The organism is Glaciecola sp. XM2 (assembly GCF_018595715.1).
Classification (GTDB): Bacteria; Pseudomonadota; Gammaproteobacteria; order Enterobacterales; family Alteromonadaceae; genus Glaciecola.
Genome location: NZ_JAHEOJ010000020.1, coordinates 744,637 through 765,274 on the forward strand (window position 1 = coordinate 744,637; position 20,638 = coordinate 765,274).

General features: G+C 44.4%; 17 protein-coding genes. All 17 read left to right on the forward strand.

What is annotated here, in order from left to right; genetic code table 11:
* Nucleotides 1–4: 4 nt before the first annotated feature.
* Nucleotides 5–793, forward strand: a complete 789-nt coding sequence (gene flgG / locus KJ365_RS07865; RefSeq protein ID WP_214451064.1) for a flagellar basal-body rod protein FlgG — start codon at nt 5–7, stop codon at nt 791–793.
* 10 nt (nt 794–803) lie between these two features.
* Nucleotides 804–1,490 carry a flagellar basal body L-ring protein FlgH gene (flgH, locus tag KJ365_RS07870; RefSeq protein WP_214451065.1) on the forward strand — a complete coding sequence of 229 codons (687 nt, stop codon included), beginning with the start codon at nt 804–806 and terminating at the stop codon, nt 1,488–1,490.
* Between the two features lie 59 nt (nt 1,491–1,549).
* Nucleotides 1,550–2,617, forward strand: coding sequence for a flagellar basal body P-ring protein FlgI (locus KJ365_RS07875; protein ID WP_502793486.1), 1,068 nt, complete (start codon nt 1,550–1,552; stop codon nt 2,615–2,617).
* Between the two features lie 19 nt (nt 2,618–2,636).
* Entirely contained in the window at nt 2,637–3,587 is a 951-nt protein-coding gene (gene flgJ, locus KJ365_RS07880) for a flagellar assembly peptidoglycan hydrolase FlgJ (protein ID WP_214451326.1), read from the forward strand.
* On the forward strand, nt 3,584–5,731 hold the full coding sequence (locus tag KJ365_RS07885) for a FlgK family flagellar hook-associated protein (RefSeq protein ID WP_214451067.1): 2,148 nt from the start codon (nt 3,584–3,586) through the stop codon (nt 5,729–5,731). The genes flgJ and KJ365_RS07885 overlap by 4 nt, the downstream gene beginning before the upstream one ends.
* 4 nt (nt 5,732–5,735) lie before the next feature.
* Nucleotides 5,736–6,959, forward strand: a complete 1,224-nt coding sequence (gene flgL, locus KJ365_RS07890; protein WP_214451068.1) for a flagellar hook-associated protein FlgL — start codon at nt 5,736–5,738, stop codon at nt 6,957–6,959.
* A 357-nt stretch (nt 6,960–7,316) separates the two neighbouring features.
* Entirely contained in the window at nt 7,317–8,141 is an 825-nt protein-coding gene (locus KJ365_RS07895; RefSeq protein WP_214451069.1) for a flagellin N-terminal helical domain-containing protein, read from the forward strand.
* A 747-nt stretch (nt 8,142–8,888) separates the two neighbouring features.
* Nucleotides 8,889–9,719 carry a flagellin N-terminal helical domain-containing protein gene (locus KJ365_RS07900; protein WP_214451070.1) on the forward strand — a complete coding sequence of 277 codons (831 nt, stop codon included), beginning with the start codon at nt 8,889–8,891 and terminating at the stop codon, nt 9,717–9,719.
* Between the two features lie 817 nt (nt 9,720–10,536).
* Complete coding sequence (locus KJ365_RS07905) at nt 10,537–11,361, forward strand: flagellin N-terminal helical domain-containing protein (protein ID WP_214451071.1); 825 nt, start codon at nt 10,537–10,539, stop codon at nt 11,359–11,361.
* A gap of 95 nt (nt 11,362–11,456) precedes the next feature.
* Nucleotides 11,457–11,963, forward strand: coding sequence for a flagellar protein FlaG (locus tag KJ365_RS07910; RefSeq protein ID WP_214451072.1), 507 nt, complete (start codon nt 11,457–11,459; stop codon nt 11,961–11,963).
* 14 nt (nt 11,964–11,977) lie between these two features.
* Complete coding sequence (gene fliD / locus KJ365_RS07915; protein WP_214451073.1) at nt 11,978–13,459, forward strand: flagellar filament capping protein FliD; 1,482 nt, start codon at nt 11,978–11,980, stop codon at nt 13,457–13,459.
* Nucleotide 13,460: 1 nt separating this feature from the next.
* Nucleotides 13,461–13,874, forward strand: a complete 414-nt coding sequence (gene fliS, locus KJ365_RS07920) for a flagellar export chaperone FliS (RefSeq protein WP_214451074.1) — start codon at nt 13,461–13,463, stop codon at nt 13,872–13,874.
* Nucleotides 13,871–14,188 (forward strand): hypothetical protein, encoded by a 318-nt coding sequence (locus KJ365_RS07925; RefSeq protein WP_214451075.1) that lies wholly within the window; start codon nt 13,871–13,873, stop codon nt 14,186–14,188. The genes fliS and KJ365_RS07925 overlap by 4 nt, the downstream gene beginning before the upstream one ends.
* Before the next feature lie 3 nt (nt 14,189–14,191).
* Nucleotides 14,192–17,767 carry a motility associated factor glycosyltransferase family protein gene (locus tag KJ365_RS07930; protein WP_214451076.1) on the forward strand — a complete coding sequence of 1,192 codons (3,576 nt, stop codon included), beginning with the start codon at nt 14,192–14,194 and terminating at the stop codon, nt 17,765–17,767.
* Entirely contained in the window at nt 17,760–18,758 is a 999-nt protein-coding gene (gene pseB, locus KJ365_RS07935) for a UDP-N-acetylglucosamine 4,6-dehydratase (inverting) (RefSeq protein WP_214451077.1), read from the forward strand. The genes KJ365_RS07930 and pseB overlap by 8 nt, the downstream gene beginning before the upstream one ends.
* The gene (gene pseC, locus KJ365_RS07940) at nt 18,755–19,900 is read left to right on the forward strand and encodes a UDP-4-amino-4,6-dideoxy-N-acetyl-beta-L-altrosamine transaminase (RefSeq protein ID WP_214451078.1); all 1,146 of its coding nucleotides are present in this window, start codon (nt 18,755–18,757) and stop codon (nt 19,898–19,900) included. Before pseB ends, pseC begins: the two co-directional genes overlap by 4 nt.
* The gene (pseF, locus tag KJ365_RS07945; RefSeq protein ID WP_214451079.1) at nt 19,897–20,589 is read left to right on the forward strand and encodes a pseudaminic acid cytidylyltransferase; all 693 of its coding nucleotides are present in this window, start codon (nt 19,897–19,899) and stop codon (nt 20,587–20,589) included. The genes pseC and pseF overlap by 4 nt, the downstream gene beginning before the upstream one ends.
* Nucleotides 20,590–20,638 lie beyond the last annotated feature (49 nt).

Consider the following 20,638-nt stretch of genomic DNA (forward strand, 5'->3'; position numbering starts at 1 on the left):
TAGTATGCATCCAGCTCTATGGATAAGTAAAACCGGACTAGACGCAGCGCAAACAGACGTTGCCGTCGTATCTAACAACTTAGCAAACGCCAGCACGGTTGGCTTTAAGAAAGACCGCGCGGTATTTGAAGACTTGCTATATCAGAATATTAATCAGCCGGGCGGTCGAAGCTCAGCTGATACCGAGCTTCCTTCAGGATTAATGCTTGGGGCAGGTTCTAAAGTGGTTGCTACGCAAAAAACGCATACGCAGGGTAACTTGTTAACCACAGACAACGCGCTAGATATGTCAATTCAAGGGCGTGGCTTTTTTGAAATTCAAATGCCAGATGGTAGTCAATCTTATACGCGTAATGGGCAGTTTACCCTCAATGATCAGGGCCAGTTAGTGACCCCTGGTGCAGGGTTTGTGCTACAGCCGGTGATTACATTACCTAACGATGCTCAACAGGTCACGATTTCGCAAGACGGCGAAGTCTCTGCTCAGTTACGTGGCCAAGCAGACCCTCAGGTACTTGGGCAAATCAACATTGCTGATTTTATTAACCCTGCGGGCTTGCAACCTGTTGGGCAAAACTTATACGTAGAGACAGCTGTGTCGGGTGCGCCTGTACAAGGTGTACCTGGGCTTGAGGGCTTAGGCACGCTTGCGCAAGGCACATTAGAGACGTCGAATGTTAACGTCACCGAAGAGCTCGTAAATTTGATTGAGTCTCAACGTTTATATGAAATGAACTCAAAAGTCATTTCTTCAGTTGACCAAATGCTTGGTCAGGTGATTCAGCAGTTATAAGAGGTTTACAATGAAATTGCATGCAGTCTTTCTGTGTTTAGCTTCCCTATTAATGGGTGGTTGCAATAGCACTATGGTTGAGCCGATTGCGGCAAATGACCCATTTTATGCGCCTGCAGTACCGGTAGATAAGCGTGATCAAATTGCGCAAAATGGCAGTTTGTTTAACGCGGTAATGGCTGATAGCCTTTATTCTGACGTAACGGCTCGTCGCGTGGGTGATATTATTACCGTGCGTTTAAGCGAAAACACTAACGCCACTAAAAGCGCTGGCACCACGACTTCTCGTGACTCAAACGTCGATCTTCAACCCATCGTCGGCTTAGGCTCAAATGCCCTTCGCATAGGTACGGAAGAAATTCAGTTAGGTGTGGACTCAAGCAGCGAATTCTCCGGAGATTCACAGGCAACCCAACGAAACTCACTACAAGGCGACATATCGGTCACGGTGGTTGATGTACTGCCCAATCAAAACCTGATTATTCGTGGCGAAAAATGGTTAACCCTTAATAACGGTGATGAATATATTAGGCTCACCGGCGTGATTCGCCCAGCAGACGTCACACCGACCAACGAAATAGAATCGAACAAAATAGCCAATGCACGTATTCAATATAGCGGCACAGGGAGCTTTGCTAGAGCTCAAGAAAAAGGTTGGTTAACCCAGTTTTTCTCATCTTCGTGGTGGCCGCTATGAAGGTACATAAAGGTTTAAGCGCTTGGTTACTTAGCGCAGTTATAGTTGTTACAGCAAGCATGCCTGCATTTAGTGCCAATCGAATTAAAGACTTAGCAAGCGTTCAAGGCGTGCGCGCAAACCAATTAGTGGGTTATGGCTTGGTAGTAGGATTACCTGGTACAGGCGAGACAAGTCCTTTTACCGAGCAGTCTTTTAGAACCATGTTGACCAACTTTGGGATCAGCTTAGATCCTAATGTTCGTCCTATGATCCGCAACGTCGCCGCGGTGGCTGTGCATGCTGAACTTCCGGCATTTAGCAAACCTGGTCAGACGATTGATGTAACCGTGTCATCTGTTGGCGAAGCAGCAAGCTTGCAAGGCGGAACGCTCCTACAAACGTTTTTACGCGGTCTTGATGGCGAAATATACGCAGTGGCTCAAGGCTCACTTGTGGTCTCGGGTTTTGGTGTTCAGGGTAATGATGGCTCTCGTATTGTCAGCAACACTCCGACCGTTGGAACGATTGCAAATGGCGCATTAGTTGAACGCTCTGTGCCAAGCGGATTGATGCAAAACGACTATCTTGTATTGAACTTAAATACGCCAGACTTTACTACCGCACAAGCAATGTCTGATGAAATCAATCGCCGCTTAGGCGCTGATCCGAAAAACGGCTATGCGATTGCTACGCCAATGGATGCTGCGTCTGTCAAAGTAATGGCGCCGCGTGAAGTAGGTCAGCGAGTAGGCTTTTTAGCAACCATCGAAAACTTTGAGTTTGTGCCCGCTAAAGCGCCAGCGCGCATTGTGGTAAATAGCCGAACGGGCACGATTGTTATCGGCCAAGATGTTCGCTTGATGCCAGCGGCAATTACGCATGGTGGATTGACCGTTACGATTACCGAAGACCCGCTCGTAGTCCAGCCTAATGCATTTGGTGACGGTGATACGGCCGTAGTGCAACAGTCTATTATCGACGTTGCCCTTGATGACAGCCGCATATTTAAGTTCGACCCAGGTGTCACGCTCGATGAGCTTGTTCGTGCCGTCAACGAAATTGGCGCAGCGCCGGGCGATTTAATGGCAATTTTAGAAGCTTTGCGACAGGCCGGTGCCTTGCAGGGCGAGCTCATTGTGATTTAAAGGTATCGCTCTAATGACGATGGATTTATCTGCAAACATGAAGTCTAAACTAGAGATGTCGCGTAGCGTACATGATCTAGGAAGCCTAGACACCCTGCGTGAAGCTGCGAAGTCTGGCGATGACGGCGCGCTAGAAGAGGCCGCTAAGCAGTTTGAGGCCATTTTTGTGCAGATGCTCTTAAAGTCCATGCGCAAAGCACAAGACGCAATGGCTGACAAAGACAGTCCGTTTAACTCTGACCAAGTAAAGTTTTACCGTGATATGCATGACCAACAGCTCGCGACCGACCTCTCAACAAAAGGCAGTATTGGCCTGGCCGATGTCATTGTTCAGCAAATGAGCATTAACAAAGGGGTCATGCCTGCCAGTGCAGTAAGAAGTGATGCCGATTTATCTATTTTGAATCGAAATGCAGTGATGATGCGTCAAAACGCAGAGAATATCATTGCTCCTGCGCCTTCTGAAGGTGCAATGCCTGCGACTAAGCAAGCTGCTTTTGAATCACCCGCATCATTTATCAGTGCACTGTATCCAAAAGCCAAGGAAGCTGCGCAGCGCTTAGGAATTGAGGCGAAAGCACTAATTGCACAAGCGGCAGTAGAAACCGGTTGGGGCAAATATATGATTCATCAAGGAGACGGCAACAACGCGCATAATTTATTTGGCATCAAGGCTGATAAGCGTTGGGATGGCGATAAAGCCGTCGTAGATACTATCGAATTTACCAACAATATTCCTAAGAAGCAGCAAGCTGCGTTTAGGAGTTACGATAGTTTTGAAGCTTCATTAAACGATTATGTTGACTTTGTATCGTCAAGTCCAAGGTATCAGCAAGCGATAGAAAATACCGCTCAGCCCCACGATTATTTTAAAGCCTTGCAGCAAGCAGGGTATGCAACCGACCCAAAATACGCTGACAAAATTATGTCAGTTTACAATAGCCGTACCATGAGTGACTTATTGCCATGATTCGAAATGCGGATTTATTTACTTTAGCGAAAAGCGGTATTAACGCCTCCAATCGCTTGCTCAATACTACCAGTAACAATATTGCAAACGTCAATAGCGAAGGATATGTGCGCGAGAGTACCACCTTCACTTCTCGGTTAAATGGAGGTGTGGATTTTGGCTTCACCGACCGTGTGTTTGACGTGTTTGCACAAAACCAATTGCGACGTGATACATCGCTCGTAGGTGAGGCGCAGGCATTTTATGGCGCAGTAGAGGGCTTAGACCGAGTATTGGCAAGCGAAGCGAACAGTATTTCGCAATCAATGACACGTTTTTTTGGTTCCATTCAAACCGCCGCCGATGACCCAACGAGCATGCCCGCGCGCGACGCTATTATGGGCGAAGCGAGCGCGATGCTAAATCGCGTGACGCAGTTAGGCGATTTTATTAAGGCAAAAGAAGACGAAGCTGAACTGCAAATAGAACAGTCGGTGGCAAGAGCTAACAGTCTGATTAATCAAATTGGTGACTTAAATGAAGCGATTGCCGTTGCTAGTGGCAGCAGCGTTGTTGATACACCTTCAAAACTATTAAATCAGCGAGATCAAGCGATTTTAGATCTCGCCGAAATTGTCTCACTTGAAGTGCGCAATAGTCCAAATGGTGATAGCGGGTTAACCGTCAACCTAACGACTGGCGAATCGCTGGTGATGGCAGACGGCACCTTCAATGTATTTGCCGTTTCGGGTGAACCCGATTTTACAAATCGCCAATTAACCCTGCAGACGCAGTTTAATTCTCCCACCAAAAACGAATCAAGCATCAATATTCTTGAGGAAAACATTGGTGGCGGTTTAGGCGGCTTGTTTAAATATAGAGAGGAAGTATTGGAGCCAGCCCAGCGAAGCTTGGGTAAACTGTCCATTGCATTAGCCGATGCGGTCAACACGCAAAACCGTCAAGGTATGGATTATGATGGTCAATTTGGTGGTGATATATTCAATATTCCGGAGTTCAGGGCTATCAATTATCCTCAAAATAGCGATTTGTCGCTTGGGGTGAAAGGGCGTATTACCCCTGGCGCGGGTGCTGATGTTACCAACAATGATTATCGAGTGACTATTCTAACGCCACCCTCTGGTACGCCACCACGATATGATGTGGAAATTGCGGCCCTTCAAAATGACGGGCGTCCGCAATTAGATACCGATGGTGTGCCAATCACGCAAACCATTACCGTTACCGCAGGGCAGGGGGTTTATAACGCTGCAATGGGGGGCGTTGAAATAGAGTTTGCGCAAGGCGCGTCTTATCAAGCCGGCGACAGTTTCTTGTTACAACCTGCTCGAGTGGGTGCCGTTAATTTAAGTTTAGCGACCACGCGCGCTGAGGACTGGGCATTTGCCAGCCCGATTCGTATAAATCGCAGTATTGATAATTTAGGCGACGCGCAAGTTATCGCGACCAGAGCGACTAATACTGAGGTTGCGCCAGGCACCTTAAATGCATCTGCGTTTGACGGCAATGGTGGCTTTCAAGATGTTGCCACTTCACCATCGAGCGTCTTCGGTGCGCCCGTGACGGTCCGCTTTACTAGCGATACTTCGTATGAGGTGTTAGATAACTCAAGCCCAGCCAATGTGATTACCACCGTCAGTGGCGTCACTGATTTGAATAATTTGATTGAACAAGCAAAAACGTCTGGCTCACCTGCTTGGCCCGCAGATTTTGCCGCGCTAACTGACTACCCAGGTTACGATTTATCATTACAAGGTATTCCTTCACCGGGTGATGTGTTTACCGTCGAATTTAATACCAACGGATTTAACGATAACAGCAATGCTGTTGCGCTTGGTGAGCTGCAGCAAATGGATTTTGTTCGCCAAAGCAATGCTGGCAATACGAATCGCTCCACCTTTAATGAAGCATATTCATCGTTGGTCGGTTTTGTTGGCTCGGCAACGGCTCGGGCAGATGTCAATTTAGAAGCAGCTAAAGTGATGCAGGTGCAATCGTCAGAATGGTTTGAATCTACCGCGGGCGTCAGTTTAGATGAAGAGGCGGCTAATCTGATTCAGTTTCAGCAGTCTTATGCCGCCGCCGCACAGATTTTGAGTTCGGCTCAAGAAATGTTCAACACAATATTAGCAGTAGCAAGGTAATATCATGCGCGTTACGACCAACCTTATATATGATCAGAATTTACGGGCAATTAATGTCAGCCAAGGGCAGTTGTCAGATATTCAAACGCAATTAGCCAGTGGTAAAAAGTTACTGCGCCCTTCAGATGACCCCGTCGGCGCAGCACAAGTGGTAAGGCTAACTGAAGAACTCGATAAGATTACGCAATATCAGCGTAACGTAGATCTTGCGACTAACAACTTAGAGTTACAAGAAACCTCCTTGCGCAGCATTAATGATGTCGTCAATCGCGCCCGTGTGCTGGTGGTGCAATCTGGCAATGGTATTTTGTCTGGTAATGATAAGGCCGCGATAGCGTCTGAAATTGAGCAAATTCGAAATCAAGTGATTGATTTAATGAATACGCAAAACGCAGCAGGGGATTACATTTTTGCTGGGTATCAGTCTGAGTCTCAAGCATTTGAGTTTAATCCATCGGCACAAACTAACGTCATTGCATTTACAGGCGATGATGGCACCAATGAAATTCAGCTGTCCGACAGCGTAAAAATTCGCACGACTACCTCAGGTAAGACTTTGTTCGAAGATGTTCCTGCTCGCTTGTCATATTCTGTTAGTGCAACTAATGGCGCAACATTAGATGCAAATGGCGTGAGTAACCAAGGGACTTTTGATACCTTTCATAAGCAAAACTTTGACCCGGTGAATGCGCTGAACAATCAATATGCATTTACCATTGTAAGCGCCACTCAAATTGATGTAACAAATGTCGGCACCGGCGCATTGGTCGAATCTATTCCATTTAGCTCAGGTGAAAACACCCAGTTTAACGGTATTACCCTCAACATTACCGGTGTGACCAACGACTCTGTCGTGCTCGATTTAAATCGACCAGAAAAAAAGAATATCGCAGAAACGCTGCACACCATGATGCTTGCGCTACAAAACGATGGGATCAATCAACAAGGTTTAGCGAGCATCATTGACGATACCTTAGTGGGTATCGACAATGCTATGTCGACATTATCTAGAGAAAATTCATCAATTGGTGCGAGGCTTAATATTGCACAAGCAGTTGAGGACTCTTTACTCGATAGCCAAGTCACTAACGAAAGAGCTCGCTCAGCGATTGAAGATGTTGATTATGCACAAGCGTCTTCAGATTTCGCTCGCCAAGAAACTGCACTTGAAGCAGCGTTTGCGAGTTTTCCACGTATAGCTAATCTTTCACTGTTTAACTTTATCTAAACCTTTTAAAGCAATTCCTCTTTAAAAAAGGCGGTCCTAGACCGCCTTTTTGCTCTTCTTGAAAATATTTTTAAAATTATTTTTCATCCTTAAATTTTGGTTTTTTGTGACATAACTTGCTGTTTTGTCCAGTTCCTAGACGTGTTCATTTTTTAAAGGCGGCAAAATTTTGCCGCCTTTTGTATTTTTTTTGAAAATTAGATTAAAGGGAATTTGCTCTTTGTCGATAAACTTTTCGAGAGAGCCAGTACATGTACTTTTCAAACATTGAAGAGTGATGTTCTACAATTTGTAAACAAATCACCGGAATTCGTCCGGCTGCCAGCAAGCGCTGGACTGAGAGTGTAGGAGAGACTTATGTCTATGTTCGTAAATACTAACGTATCGGCCTTAAATGCCCAACGTCAGTTATTCAATTCAAGTAATTCACTAAATACGTCGTTTGAGCGTTTATCTTCTGGTATGAGAATTAACCGAGCGGCTGACGATGCTGCAGGTCTTCAAATTACAGATCGTATGACCACTCAAATCAATGGTCTAAACCAAGCGGTAAACAATGCTAACGATGCTATATCACTTACACAAACCGCTGAAGGCGCGTTGGGTGAGACAACAAACGCGTTGCAACGTATCCGCCAGTTAGCAGTACAATCGCAAAACGGTATTAACTCTGATGAAGACCGTTTGGCACTTCAAAAAGAAGTATCTGCGCTTAAATTAGAAATCTCTAGAATTGCGTCTGACACGCAGTTCAACAGAACTAACATCCTTGATGGTAGCTTCTCTGCAGCGTTCCTTGTGGGTGCTAATGCAGGTCAAACTATCTCTGTAAACCTAGAGCAATCTAATGGCTTTGGCGCTGTTGGTCTAGCCATTGACACATTATCGGTATCTTCTGTAGGCGGCGCATCTGATGCTCTTGCAGCACTTGATACTGCTATATCTGCAATTGGTGCCACACGTGCTGACTTAGGTGCTTTGACTAACCGTTTCCAGTCTACTATTCGTAACTTGTCGAATGTTTCTGAGAACATGTCAGCTGCTCGCTCGCAAATCAGAGATACTGATTTTGCTGCCGAAACAGCTAACTTGACGCAACAACAGATTATCCAACAGGCTAGTACTACTATCTTGTCACAGGCTAATCAGCGTCCACAGTCTGCGCTTCAGCTTCTAGGTTAATCCTAGGCAAGACCCTACTGTTTGGGGAATGAAGCCAGGAGGTAGTAACTTGTTTTCACCAGCCAAACAGCATAAAGAGCGCGCTCACTCTTATACCTAGAGCGACTGGCCAGGCATTGCCTGGCCAACCTTTTCCCCTTTTTTTACCTAATTTAGATTTTTTCCTAAAGGTTTTCCCCTGTCTGTTCGATAACCTATTTAAGCAAGGCAAACCAACAAAAACAAAATACCTTGCAAGACATCAACACCATAATAAAAACGATGTCGATAGTATGTTAAAAACGTTAGGAACCGAGAATCAATTACACAAGCGCATTGCGACGTTAATAGCTCTCAATATCACGATACATTTTTCACATACCTATCACCGTTTCGACGGATTTAAAAAATACTGAGTCAAATAAACAAAATGTACAAAAGCATCGCGCATGGCGTGAGGGAAAAGTGCTGCCTAAAAAGGCGAAATCAAGGGAAGTTGAAGAATATATACGCTGAACTGCCAACGATCAGGAATGATGCCAGGAGGTAGTGAGAGGTATGAGGTCTGGAACATCATACCTGTCGTCAGCATAGAGCTTTCGCTCTGTTACAGCATATATGCTTCATCATTGGTAGTGAACCGTTGATGAAAAAGAATCAGTCCATGATTCGCATATAAATAAAAGCACATTGTGTGCCAATTAATAAACTTTAGTCACAAAAAACAATAAAAGCAGTGACTTTTTTAAAAATCGTTAGGAGATTATTATGTCTTTGTTCGTTAATACTAATATTTCGTCGTTAAGTGCACGTCGCTTTTTAAACGACACTACCACTAATTTAAACACCGCGTTTGAACGTTTGTCTTCAGGTATGCGCATTAATAGCGCAAAAGATGATGCTGCGGGCTTACAAATTTCAGACCGGATGACGTCTCAAATCCAAGGCTTGGACCAGGCGGTTCGTAATGCTAACGATGGTATTTCATTGTCGCAAACCATTGAAGGCGCGATGAGTGAAATCACCAATTCGCTGCAGCGTATTAGAACCTTAGCTATCCAATCGCAAAATGGCATTAACTCGCAAGAAGACAGAAATGCACTTCAAAAAGAAGTGTCTGCCCTTAAGCTTGAGATTAGCCGTATTGCGGAAACGACCCAGTTTGCCGGCGTGAACGTCTTACAGGGTGATTTTTCTGCTCGCTTCTTAGTGGGTGCGAATGCCAACCAAACCATTAGTGTTAACGTTGAGCGCAGCTCGGGTTTTGGCACAGTAGGATTATTTTCATCATTTGCTTTATCGGTCAGCTCTCCAGGAGGAGCATCAGCTTCGTTGTCGAGAATTGATGAAGCCATTGAAGTGGTGAATGCTAAACGTGCCGATTTAGGTGCGATACAGAACCGTTTCCAATCAAATATTCGAAATCTGACCAACGTTTCTGAAAACGTATCGGCGGCAAGATCACGAATCACCGACACAGACTTTGCCGTTGAAACGGCAAACCTTACCCGTTTGCAGATTATTCAGCAGGCGAGTACCACTATTTTGTCGCAGGCGAACCAGCGGCCGCAGGCGGCATTATCATTACTACAGGGTTAATTTAATAATCCGGTAACTAATAACAGTGCATAAGACTGCACAACGTAAAAAGGTCAATTGTTCAAGGATACTATCTCGCGTGGATGTATGCGCGAGAGGAAGTAAAGCAATTGGCATATGTATAACGTTACGCACGGTTTTTGAAGGCTTGAGAGGCCCTCTCTTTGCCATGGATGGCTGCTTTGAAAATTAGGTATTTGCGTAACAAGAGGTAAAAAGTCGACCAACAAGACTGAGAGTGTAGGATAGGTTGAGAGGCCAGTACTTACGTTCTACAATCCTGCCAGTCGACGAGAAAGGTTTGCTCCAACTCCTAACGTGAGCAATTTGCCGAGCCGCCCAATGGCTCGGCTTTTTTTTCAAATCGGTATCAGCGGTATTCTTTTTTACTAAAATAAAAAGCATACACCGTGCCAAGATGCCAAAATACACCACAAATACCCCTAATTTAAGTTTTATTCCCTATATGTGTCGTTTTTGCAGCTATATATAGAGCCAATCCAATCCAAACATAGTCTTTAAAATGCCTTCGCTGCATACAGTATGCGTTATCACGGTGTTTGTGCACTCATAAAAGCCCAGAAAAATCATTTCAAATTCATATGCTTAAAATAATCTTTAATTTTTTTGCATTATTTTCTAAAGATTCTCTTGTCGGCGCCGATACCCTTAGTTGAGAGGTAATATACCTAAAATTATATTACTAAAATGAGGTCTCTGAGCTGGGTGTAGTGAACCCATCTCAGGTGTAAAAGAAAAGTAGCCAGTGTAACGCCATGTAGAGACGTTCACGCAACGCTGGCTTTCTGGAGGTAGTATGTCTTTGTTTGTTAATACAAATGTGTCTGCACTTAATGCGCAGCGTCAATTATTTAATACATCTAATTCGTTAGATAAATCTTTTGAGCGTTTGTCTTCTGGTCTTCGCATCAACAGTGCAGCAGACGATGCAGCGGGTCTGCAAATTTCAAACCGCTTAACATCACAAGTGGAAGGTCTTAACCAAGGTATTCGCAACGCAAACGATGCTATCTCCTTGACGCAAACTGCAGAAGGCGCGTTAGGTGAGACGACTAACGCGTTACAGCGAATTCGCCAACTTGCGATCCAGTCGCAAAACGGCATTAATTCTGATGATGATCGCGCAGCGCTTCAAAAAGAAGTGACGGCGCTGACTTCTGAAATCGACAGAATTTCCACCGATACCCAGTTTAACAGTGTCGAATTACTTGATGGCAACTTCTCTGCAGTATTTTTGGTTGGGTCTAACGCCGGTCAAACTGTCTCGGTTAATTTAGAGTCATCGTCAGGGTTTGGCATCACTGGACTAGGTCTATCTGGACTATCGATTTCATCGGCTGGAGGTGCATCCGCAGCCCTTGCTGCTATTGACGGTGCAATTTCAACAATTGGTGCGACCCGCGCAGATTTAGGTGCCTTAGAAAACCGCTTCCAATCGAGCATTAGAAATATGAGCAACGTGGCTGAAAACCTAAGTGCTGCACGCTCGCGCATTACCGATACTGATTTTGCTGCTGAGACAGCGAATTTAACGCGTAATCAGATTATGCAACAGGCTTCTATTTCTGTTTTGAGCCAGGCTTCACAGCGCCCGCAATTAGCGCTTTCGCTGCTAGGCTAAAACAGAATAATTAGGATTAACGATTGCGTTGAACGGGCGGTTCACCAGTGACTTTAGGTGCAACCGCTCTTCCTTTAATTGAGTAGGAGAAAATTATGGACAATATCAATTCGCAAATTGGTCAAAATATTGCAAGGGATAGTGCAAGCGTAATTAACGACAAAACATTTAATGTAAGTAATGTCGTCGGATTAGCGTCAGGTGCAAGTGCATTCACAAAAAGTGAAAACCCAGCGCTCACTCAACAGGTTAAAAACGCTGAAAAATCGACAACACAATTGTCTGAGCAACAGCGTAGCGATCAGCAAAAAAAGCTTAAAGTTGCTGATGCGCAAGCCGATATAAGTGCTAGAGAGGAAAGCGTAGATTTACGCGACGCCCTTGGCGATGTTGGTGAGTTTCTGTCTACCAAAGGCACTGCATTACAGTTCAGTGTTGATGAAAAGTCAGAGCGACAGGTAGTGACTGTTACCGATGCGGCAAACGGCGATGTTATACGGCAAATACCCTCCGAAGAGGTGCTAACTTTTGCCGCACGCGTTAGAGAATTAGAGTCTACTGAAGGCAATAGCGTTGGTCTATTGCTAGATAAGCGGGCTTAAACATGAGGTGATTTATGAGTATTCAATCTTTGGGTGTGGGTTCAGGTTTAGATCTTGAGTCATTGGTTTCGCAGCTGCTTGCGGCTGAGCGTTCTCCTAAAATCCAAAGATTTGATGCTCGTGAAGACCGCCTTGACGAAGAAATCTCGGCCGTTGGTAAGGTCAAATCTAAACTTTCTGAGTTTGAAGATGCAGTTAAAGCGCTGCAAGATAGTGACAACCTTAGCGGCCGCGATCCCGTCATTGAAAATCCATCTGAAAGCAACGAGCCTTTCACAGCAAGCCCTTCAAATTCTGCTTTAACCGGCAGCTACGAGATTGCAATCCAACAAATGGCTGGCGGAAGTCGAATAGAAACCCCTGACGCTGCCAACGGTGGATTTGCATCGACCGATGATGTGGTGCTGACTACCGGCACAGCGGATATTACATTCAAAGTGGGTAACACGGGTGATGAATTTACCGTTACCTTAACAGCGGGTATGACGCTTGCTGAACTGCGAGAAATGATCAACGACGACGAAAATAACTTCGGCGTCACCGCAAATATCATTAATACGGGTACGGCTGATGGCGGGGCAAAACTGGTGTTCTCATCCCAGGTGACAGGTGAGGGCAATGACCTTAGCATTGTGAATAATAATGATGTGGCAGAACTCAACCGCTTAACCACCACCGATTCCACTGAAACTGCGGTTCCGCCAACAGACCCATTGATACCAGCAACATATCTAAGCCCAGTTCGTTCTGCGCAAAACGCCATTGCAACGGTTGATGGTATTGAAGTGCAAAGCGATACAAACAAGTTTGAAAACACCATTCAAAGCGTGCGTTTTGACGCAAAAGAGCTCTCGGACTTAGATGAGTTAGGTAATCCCATTCCTTCCCGTTTAAACATTGGTTTTGATGTGGAAAATTTGGAAGAAAACATTCGTTCATTCGTTGACAGTTATAACGAACTTGTCGATGAATTAAATAAACTCACCAGCTATGGCTTGACCGACGAAGATGAAGATGGCGCTTTGGCGGGAGACAGCACCGTGCGGGGAATTCGTTCGGGATTGTCGAATGTCTTAGGTGGCAACGTTCAAGAATCGGTAATCGGTAGTTTATTTGCGTTAGGCGTAGAACTCACCGCCGATGGTAAGTTAGAAATTGGCAGTACCGATTTTGGACTTGGTTCAGGTAGTGAGCGCTTAAATGACGCTCTCGCTGATAACTTTGACGATGTTGCTGCTTTGTTTACTAGCGACAGCGGCATTGCCACTCGCTTACTTGCGTTTACTGAAGAGTTTACGAGCAGTTCGGGGATTTTATCATCTAGAGAGTCGGTGATTGAACAACAGCAAAGCCAATTAGAAGACGAGCGTGAAAGATTCGATATACGTATGGAAAGCTTTGAGGCGACGCTTCGCGCAAGATATTTAAGTTTAGACCAGACCGTTGCTTCTCTTCAGCAAACGGGTAACGCACTATTTGCAGCATTAGGATTCTAACATGTCAATTAAAGCGATTAATGCTTATCAGAAAGGTACTTTAAAACAGGATTTAGCGAACGCTGATCCACACAAAATCACGTTGATGTTGATGCAAGGCGCGCTTGATAAGCTTGCCTATGCGAAAGGTTGCATCGACAGAAATGACTTAAAAGGTCGCGCTGAGCACGTCTCAAAAGCGATGGCGATATTTTTAAATCTTCGTGACACACTGGATTTGGAAGTGGGTGGGTCTTTTTCAGAGAATCTGTTTGCACTTTATAACTATATCATTGATAAGTTGGTGTCTTTGAACTCTGATAATGGCATTGCGGTAATAGACGAAGTATCTGCTTTGTTTTTACCTATAAAAGATGCTTGGGCACAAATTCCTGAGTCAGCAAAACAAGAAGCTTATGCGCGAGCGAGTGCGTGAGTAATTCTCTTAACTTTTCTCATTCCTACACACCAGAAGACTTAGCTCAGATTAACGTCTCATTAGAGGATGTATTGGCGCAAGAAACGTTAGATGAACCACAATTGAAGATATTGATTGACCAACGCGCGAAGTTGGTCAATTTATTGCTTAACACCATGCAGGATCAGCAAAAACGCTGTTTTGCAAAAGCGGAGCTTAAAGTTAACGAACAGTTGGTTCGGTTAATCTCAGCGCAAACCCAGCAGGTGAAGGATGAATTAGCGGGATACGCTAAGGCCTCCAAAGCAATTAAACAATATCATCAAGTGTGACTAATGCTAAATGACATAAGACTTCATCTACATTCAAACGAACAAACGCAACTCTCATTAGAGAAAGAGCAGGCCGATAAACTTCAGCATCAGTTTATCGCCAATCAGGCGGCTTTTGCCCAACATATTCCCAATATCGCTGCAAATATCCAAAAGCACACGTCGACGCAGCTCAGCATTTTTGTTGACCAAAATGGGCAGATAAACATCATCGACATCGCTGCCGGCAATACCTTTTATGGCTTTGAAGTAGACCAACAGATTGCCATGCAGGTCGAGAACTGGGCAGCGCACAGCGCAATAGTCAATTATCTTGAACCTAGTCAAAAAAATGTCGATCCCACTGCGAATTTCGATGCGTTTAAACAGTTCACTCAAAATTTAGCGCAGTCACGGGCATCCCAACATATTGATACCTTGGTGATAATGGGGGTGGGAAAGGGGCGGCATCTTGACGCGCTAATAGAACAAAGTAACGCGCAAAACGTAGTGATTTACGAGCCAAACTGGGAGCTTTTTTATTGCTCGTTATACTGCACCGATTGGCATCAAATACTGTCAAAAGCCGCCATTTCTAATAAACGAATATTTTTACAACTTGGCAACGATGCTAGCAATCTTTACGAAGACTTAAACGAGCTAAATAGCGCGTTTTCACTCAAACACATTTGGTTTTTTAAACATTACAATTACCCCACGTTTGATACTATATTAACGCAGCTTAGGCGCCAGCAGTTTTCGGTGCTTCATCTCCCCGTTGCACCTAATGTTGAGCAAGACTTTAAAGATTTACAACTGCCTTGGACACCATCGCTGAATGTTGAAAATTGGCGAAGCGCTAAACAAAGCAGCTCACGATTTAGCGATAACCTCACCGCACTAGAACATTATTTTCCATCGCTGTACGAACAGTTTAATGATTATGCATATCAAGGTTGGCAGCCGATTGAACATGCCGTTACCGGAGAAGTTAACCTGTTTCATTTAGCAACAGGCTGTGTATTAAACCCTCAGGATAATGCAGAAAAATCCCAACGTTTAGCACAACATTTTCAAAAGTTTCCTAATCGCGATGGTTTAATTTTTGGATATGAAAAAGACAAGTTAAAGCATTATCTTCACAATACCTTTGTGAGACGCACCGCAACGGTTTTACGCGCACAAACCGACGATATAGGCGAATTGCCAGAGCATATTAAAGTACTAATATTTTTTGGCCTAGAAACCGGTTACACCGCGCAAAACTTGTTTAGACAAAACACCATTGATTGTTTAATTGTATGCGAGCCGAATCCTGATTTTTTCTACGCATCTTTGTTTGCTATTGATTGGGCGGGCATACTTAAGCAAGTGGATGAGGCAAAGCAACGAATCTACATCAATATCGGTGAAGCTGGTTCACACTTGTTCACCGATTTAAATGCTCAATTTGTTGCTATTGGCCCGCATCAGCTTAATGAAACGTATTTTATTCAAGGCTACCAAAATAAGGGCTTAAGTCGAGCAGTTAAAGAGTTAAGAGACCAATTAAAAGTGATTTTTACCCTTGGTGAAAACCTTGATCATGCACTTTATGGCATTGAACATACCAAATATGGATTGGCCAATGGCGTGCCAACCATGGCAGCCAATCCGCAACAAATTTTACCTAAGTCAGTGCTAGCATTACCTTTGTTTATCATTGGGAACGGCCCATCTTTAGACGCCAGTATTGACGTTATTTTAGAAAATCGAAAAAGTATCATTGTGGTAAGTTGTGGCACCGCGTTGCAGGCTATGCATCGATACGGTATCACACCAGACTTTCATGCAGAAGTGGAACAAAATCGCGCCAATTATGATTGGGCCTCGCGCATCGACGATCCTGAGTTTTTAAAATCGATCACTCTGGTGTCAATCAATGGCGTGCACCCTGACACAAGCAGCCTCTATAAAGGTACCTTGGTAGCTTTTAAAAGTGGGGAAGCCTCATCGATAACCGCCATGTCTATGTTAGGTGAAAAGCGCTTTACGCAACTGACCAAATCATTCCCAACGGTGACTAACCTTGCGCTCGATTTTTTCACGAGCTTAGGGTTTAACCAGCTTTATTTATTGGGTGTCGATTTAGGGTTTGTGGATTATGACAATCATCACAGCAAGCATTCAGGGTATTTTGAAGACGGTAAAGCGATTTTTGATTATCAAAAAAATTTAGCCAAAAGTTTGCCGGTGCGTGGCAACTTTAGAGAGCTGGTATTCACCAAGGCTGAGTTTAATATGTCTCGCAGTATGATGGAGCAGTTGCTCAGTAAGCTGCAGATAGACTGTTTTAATTTGTCGGATGGTGTTTTTATAAAGGGCGCAACACCGCTTCAACTTGACCAAGTATTGATTACCAATGATGCTATTGATGCTGCTGTGTTACACGAGCAGTTACGCACCGCATTTGTAGACGTTCAAGGCGATATTCGCGCTTTGTATCAGGCCGCATATTCGCAACCGCTATTGGCGCGACAGTTAGAAGATTTAAAAGCGTTTGCCGAAACGCCTATTACCAGCGCGACTCAACTTAGAGAGCTTGTTGACCAGCTGCGAGATTATTTGAACGCTTGCCTAGTCGAAGGTAAATCGATGTTCGGTTATTACTTTTACGGCAGCTTAAATTATCTATGTGCGGCTTTATCAAAAGCGGCCATGGCATCGCAAGAAGAACACGTAATTGAAAATGCCACAAAAATATTAGGCTATTGGCAAACATTGCTTGCGGATTTCACGGCTATTTTAGAGAACGGTAGCTATTGTTTTGACAGCGCGACCGCCTTTTATCAAAAGCGTGAAACATTGCTAATGGCGCGCAATAAGACCGTTGAGCAGGTACCTATGTACGTGTTCAATGAAAATGTGAAGGATTATTTTGTCAGGCAAGCACCTGTCAACATTAACATAACTGAACTCAAGGACAGCCTTCATAGCGACGCACTTTTCTTTATTACTAGCGCCGCTCAAGCAAACACCCTATATCGTAAGCTGTCTACAATTGCGCCAAGTAGTGCAATGCTAATCATGTATAACAATGAGAACGCATTGACGGATGATTTGATTCACTTAGTTGAAGCAAGATTAAACGTTTGCCTTTGTTACATGCCTGCGTATGCAGACTTTCAAGGCGATAAGCTGGAGCAAACGCTTGAAGGCGAGCTTCCACTGGTTGATGCTAACGAGGCGTTGCATTTTGCGCGCGCTAGGCTGCTCGATGTAGATAAATATGCCTTTATACTGTTTAAACCTCGTTTTTGTGAAACTGGCTTAAATCGTGCTTTAGATATCAAAAAAGACGAATACACGTCTTTGGCCACCCAATATATTGAGCAAAACATCACATATGGCGTCAATAAATCGCCTGCGTTTGTCTTCAAACACTATATCGGGTTTACTCGTTCAGACGATGGTGCATTGACTACGACCGATGCGCTAGGCAATCGAGGAATGCGAATGACCAGAGCTCTCGCGCCTTATGAAATGCTCGGGGATTGGCAGGTAAGAGAAGATGTGGTTGAAGTGATTAAGAATCTACAGGAGCAAACGTTAAGTGTTTGATAATAAGAGTATATTAATTACCGGTGGAACGGGCTCGTTCGGCAAGCGATTCATTACGCATCTGCTTGAGCATTACCAACCAGCGCGCTTGATTGTATTTTCACGAGACGAACTAAAGCAGTTTGAGATGCAGCAGCACTTTAATGCTCCATGCATGCGATATTTCATAGGTGATGTGCGCGATCGAGAGCGCTTGGTCACTGCCATGAAGAAGGTAGATTATGTTGTACATGCCGCTGCGCTTAAGCAAGTTCCAGCAGCAGAATACAATCCAAATGAATGTATTAAAACTAATATAAATGGTGCACAAAACGTAATTGATGCGTGTATTGCCAACAATGTAAGGCAAGTAATTGCCTTGTCGACAGATAAGGCTGCAAACCCTGTTAATCTTTACGGCGCTACTAAATTAGCATCGGATAAACTTTTTGTGGCCGCAAACAATATTGCTGGCGCAGATGGCCCTATTTTTTCTGTGGTTCGTTACGGCAATGTGGTTGGCTCTAGAGGCTCCGTTGTTCCCTTCTACAGAGAGCTTATGCGTCAGGGAAAAACATCGTTACCGGTAACACACGAAAAAATGACCAGGTTTTGGATAACGCTCGACGAGGGCGTCAACTTTGTTATTAAAAACTTTGCGAGGATGCAGGGCGGCGAGATATACGTCCCTAAAATTCCTTCTATCCGAATTTTAGATCTTGTTGAAGCAATGAGTGGTCAACGTGAATATGAGTTAGTTGGAATTCGTCCTGGTGAGAAGCTTCATGAAGTGATGGTGCCTGAGGAGATGGCGCATCATTCGGTTGAGTTTGAAGATCATTTTGTGATTACTCCGGCTATCAAATTTTCTGGAATGTCCGTAAACTACAGCCAGAACAAACTCTTAGAAAAGGGTGAATGGGTCACCGACCAGTTTGAGTATCACTCTGGCACCAATCCACACTTTTTAACTGTCGAAGAATTAATAGAGTTAGACAAGCAAACCTTATGATCCCTTACGGTAAACATGTAATAGATGAGCAGGATATCGATGCCGTTGTCGATGTTTTACAAAATCACTTTTTGACTCAGGGTGCAAAAGTTCCTGAGTTTGAAGCGGCTATTTGTGATTATACAGGGGCGACGTTTTGTACGGCAGTTAACAGCGGTACATCTGGTTTGCACGTTGCCTGTTTGGCGCTTGGCATCGGTGAAGGTGATCATGTTTGGACAGTACCGAATTCATTTGCAGCGTCAGCTAATTGTGCACTGTATTGTAATGCAAGCGTCGACTTTGTAGATATTAATCCTATTACACGAAATCTCTGCCCAACTGAGTTGGAGCGTAAACTCAACATCGCTCAACAAAATAATACGCTGCCAAAAGCCCTTGTAGTTGTGCATTTCGCCGGCCAGAGTTGCGATATGCTGGCGATTTCTGCACTCTGTCGCCCTTTAAATATCGCCATTATTGAAGATGCTGCCCATGCGCTCGGCGCGCAATATCACGGTCATAATGTCGGCAATTGTGAATATTCTGATATGGCTGTATTTAGCTTTCACCCTGTGAAATCAATTACGACTGCTGAAGGTGGCGCAATTGTTACTAATCAACAAGCGTTGCATGATGCCTGTCAGCTTTATGCTAAACATGGCATTACGCGAGATGCTGATAAATTGCTCGGTGAAGTCGAAGGACCTTGGTATTATCAACAGCTAGTGCTTGGATACAATTATCGACTCAGCGATTTACAAGCGGCATTAGGTATTAGCCAATTGAGACGGGTCGATTCCTTCGTTGAGAAAAGACGAGCTCTCGCAAAACGTTACCTTGATGCCTTTTCGGGGCTGGCGGTTAAATTGCCAGAGCCAAACAGCATAAGCTCTAGCGCTTGGCATTTGTTCATGATTGAACTCACTGAGCATGACCGAAAAACGGTATATGAACAGCTTCACAAAGCAGGCGTTGCTGTGAATGTGCATTATATCCCGATACATTGCCACCCGTACTACGCTGCTTTAGGCTTCAAACCAAATGATTTTCCCAACGCATTAAGTTTTTATCAAAACGCGCTTACCTTGCCGCTCTACGTTGATTTGTCCCTAGAACAACAAGATGCTGTAATAGCCGCACTGCGTGACATATTAAAATGAAGTTTGCGCTCATTCCCGCTAGAGGAGGAAGCAAACGCATCCCCAACAAAAACATAAAGTCATTTAACGGCAAGCCAATCATCGCTTACTCCATAGAGGCAGCAATAGAAAGTCAACTGTTTGATCACGTTGTCGTCTCTACTGATAGTCAAGATATCGCAAATGTCGCGAGGGAATATGGTGCCGACGTGCCTTTTTTGCGCCCAGATGCCATTTCAGATGACTATGCCACTACCAGAGAAGTGATTACTCATGCGGTCAATTATATGACCAAGCGATATGATGAAGTCACCCATTGCTGTTGTATCTATGCAACATCTCCCTTATTGCAAATATCTTATTTAAAACAAGGTTTGGAAAAATTGCTCGCCAGCCCTGACAAAGCGTTTGCTTTTTCAGTCACCGAATTTGCCTTTCCGGTGCAAAGAGCGTTGAGCATCACAAATGGTCATTTATCTGCACTTTACCCTCAGTACAGCAATACGCGCTCCCAAGATTTAAATCCAGCCTATCACGACGCAGGGCAATTTTATTGGGGGACAATAGACGGCCTACTATCAGATAAGGCATTTTTCTCTAGCGATTCTATTCCCATTGTGTTGCCGTCTTATTTAGTGCAAGACATAGATACCCCTGATGACTGGCTTCGAGCCGAGTTAATGCACAAGGCTATGTCGCTGAGTCTTTAGTTAACACGCCGCACCCCCTTTTACCCATTTCTTGCTCTATGTTGCACAA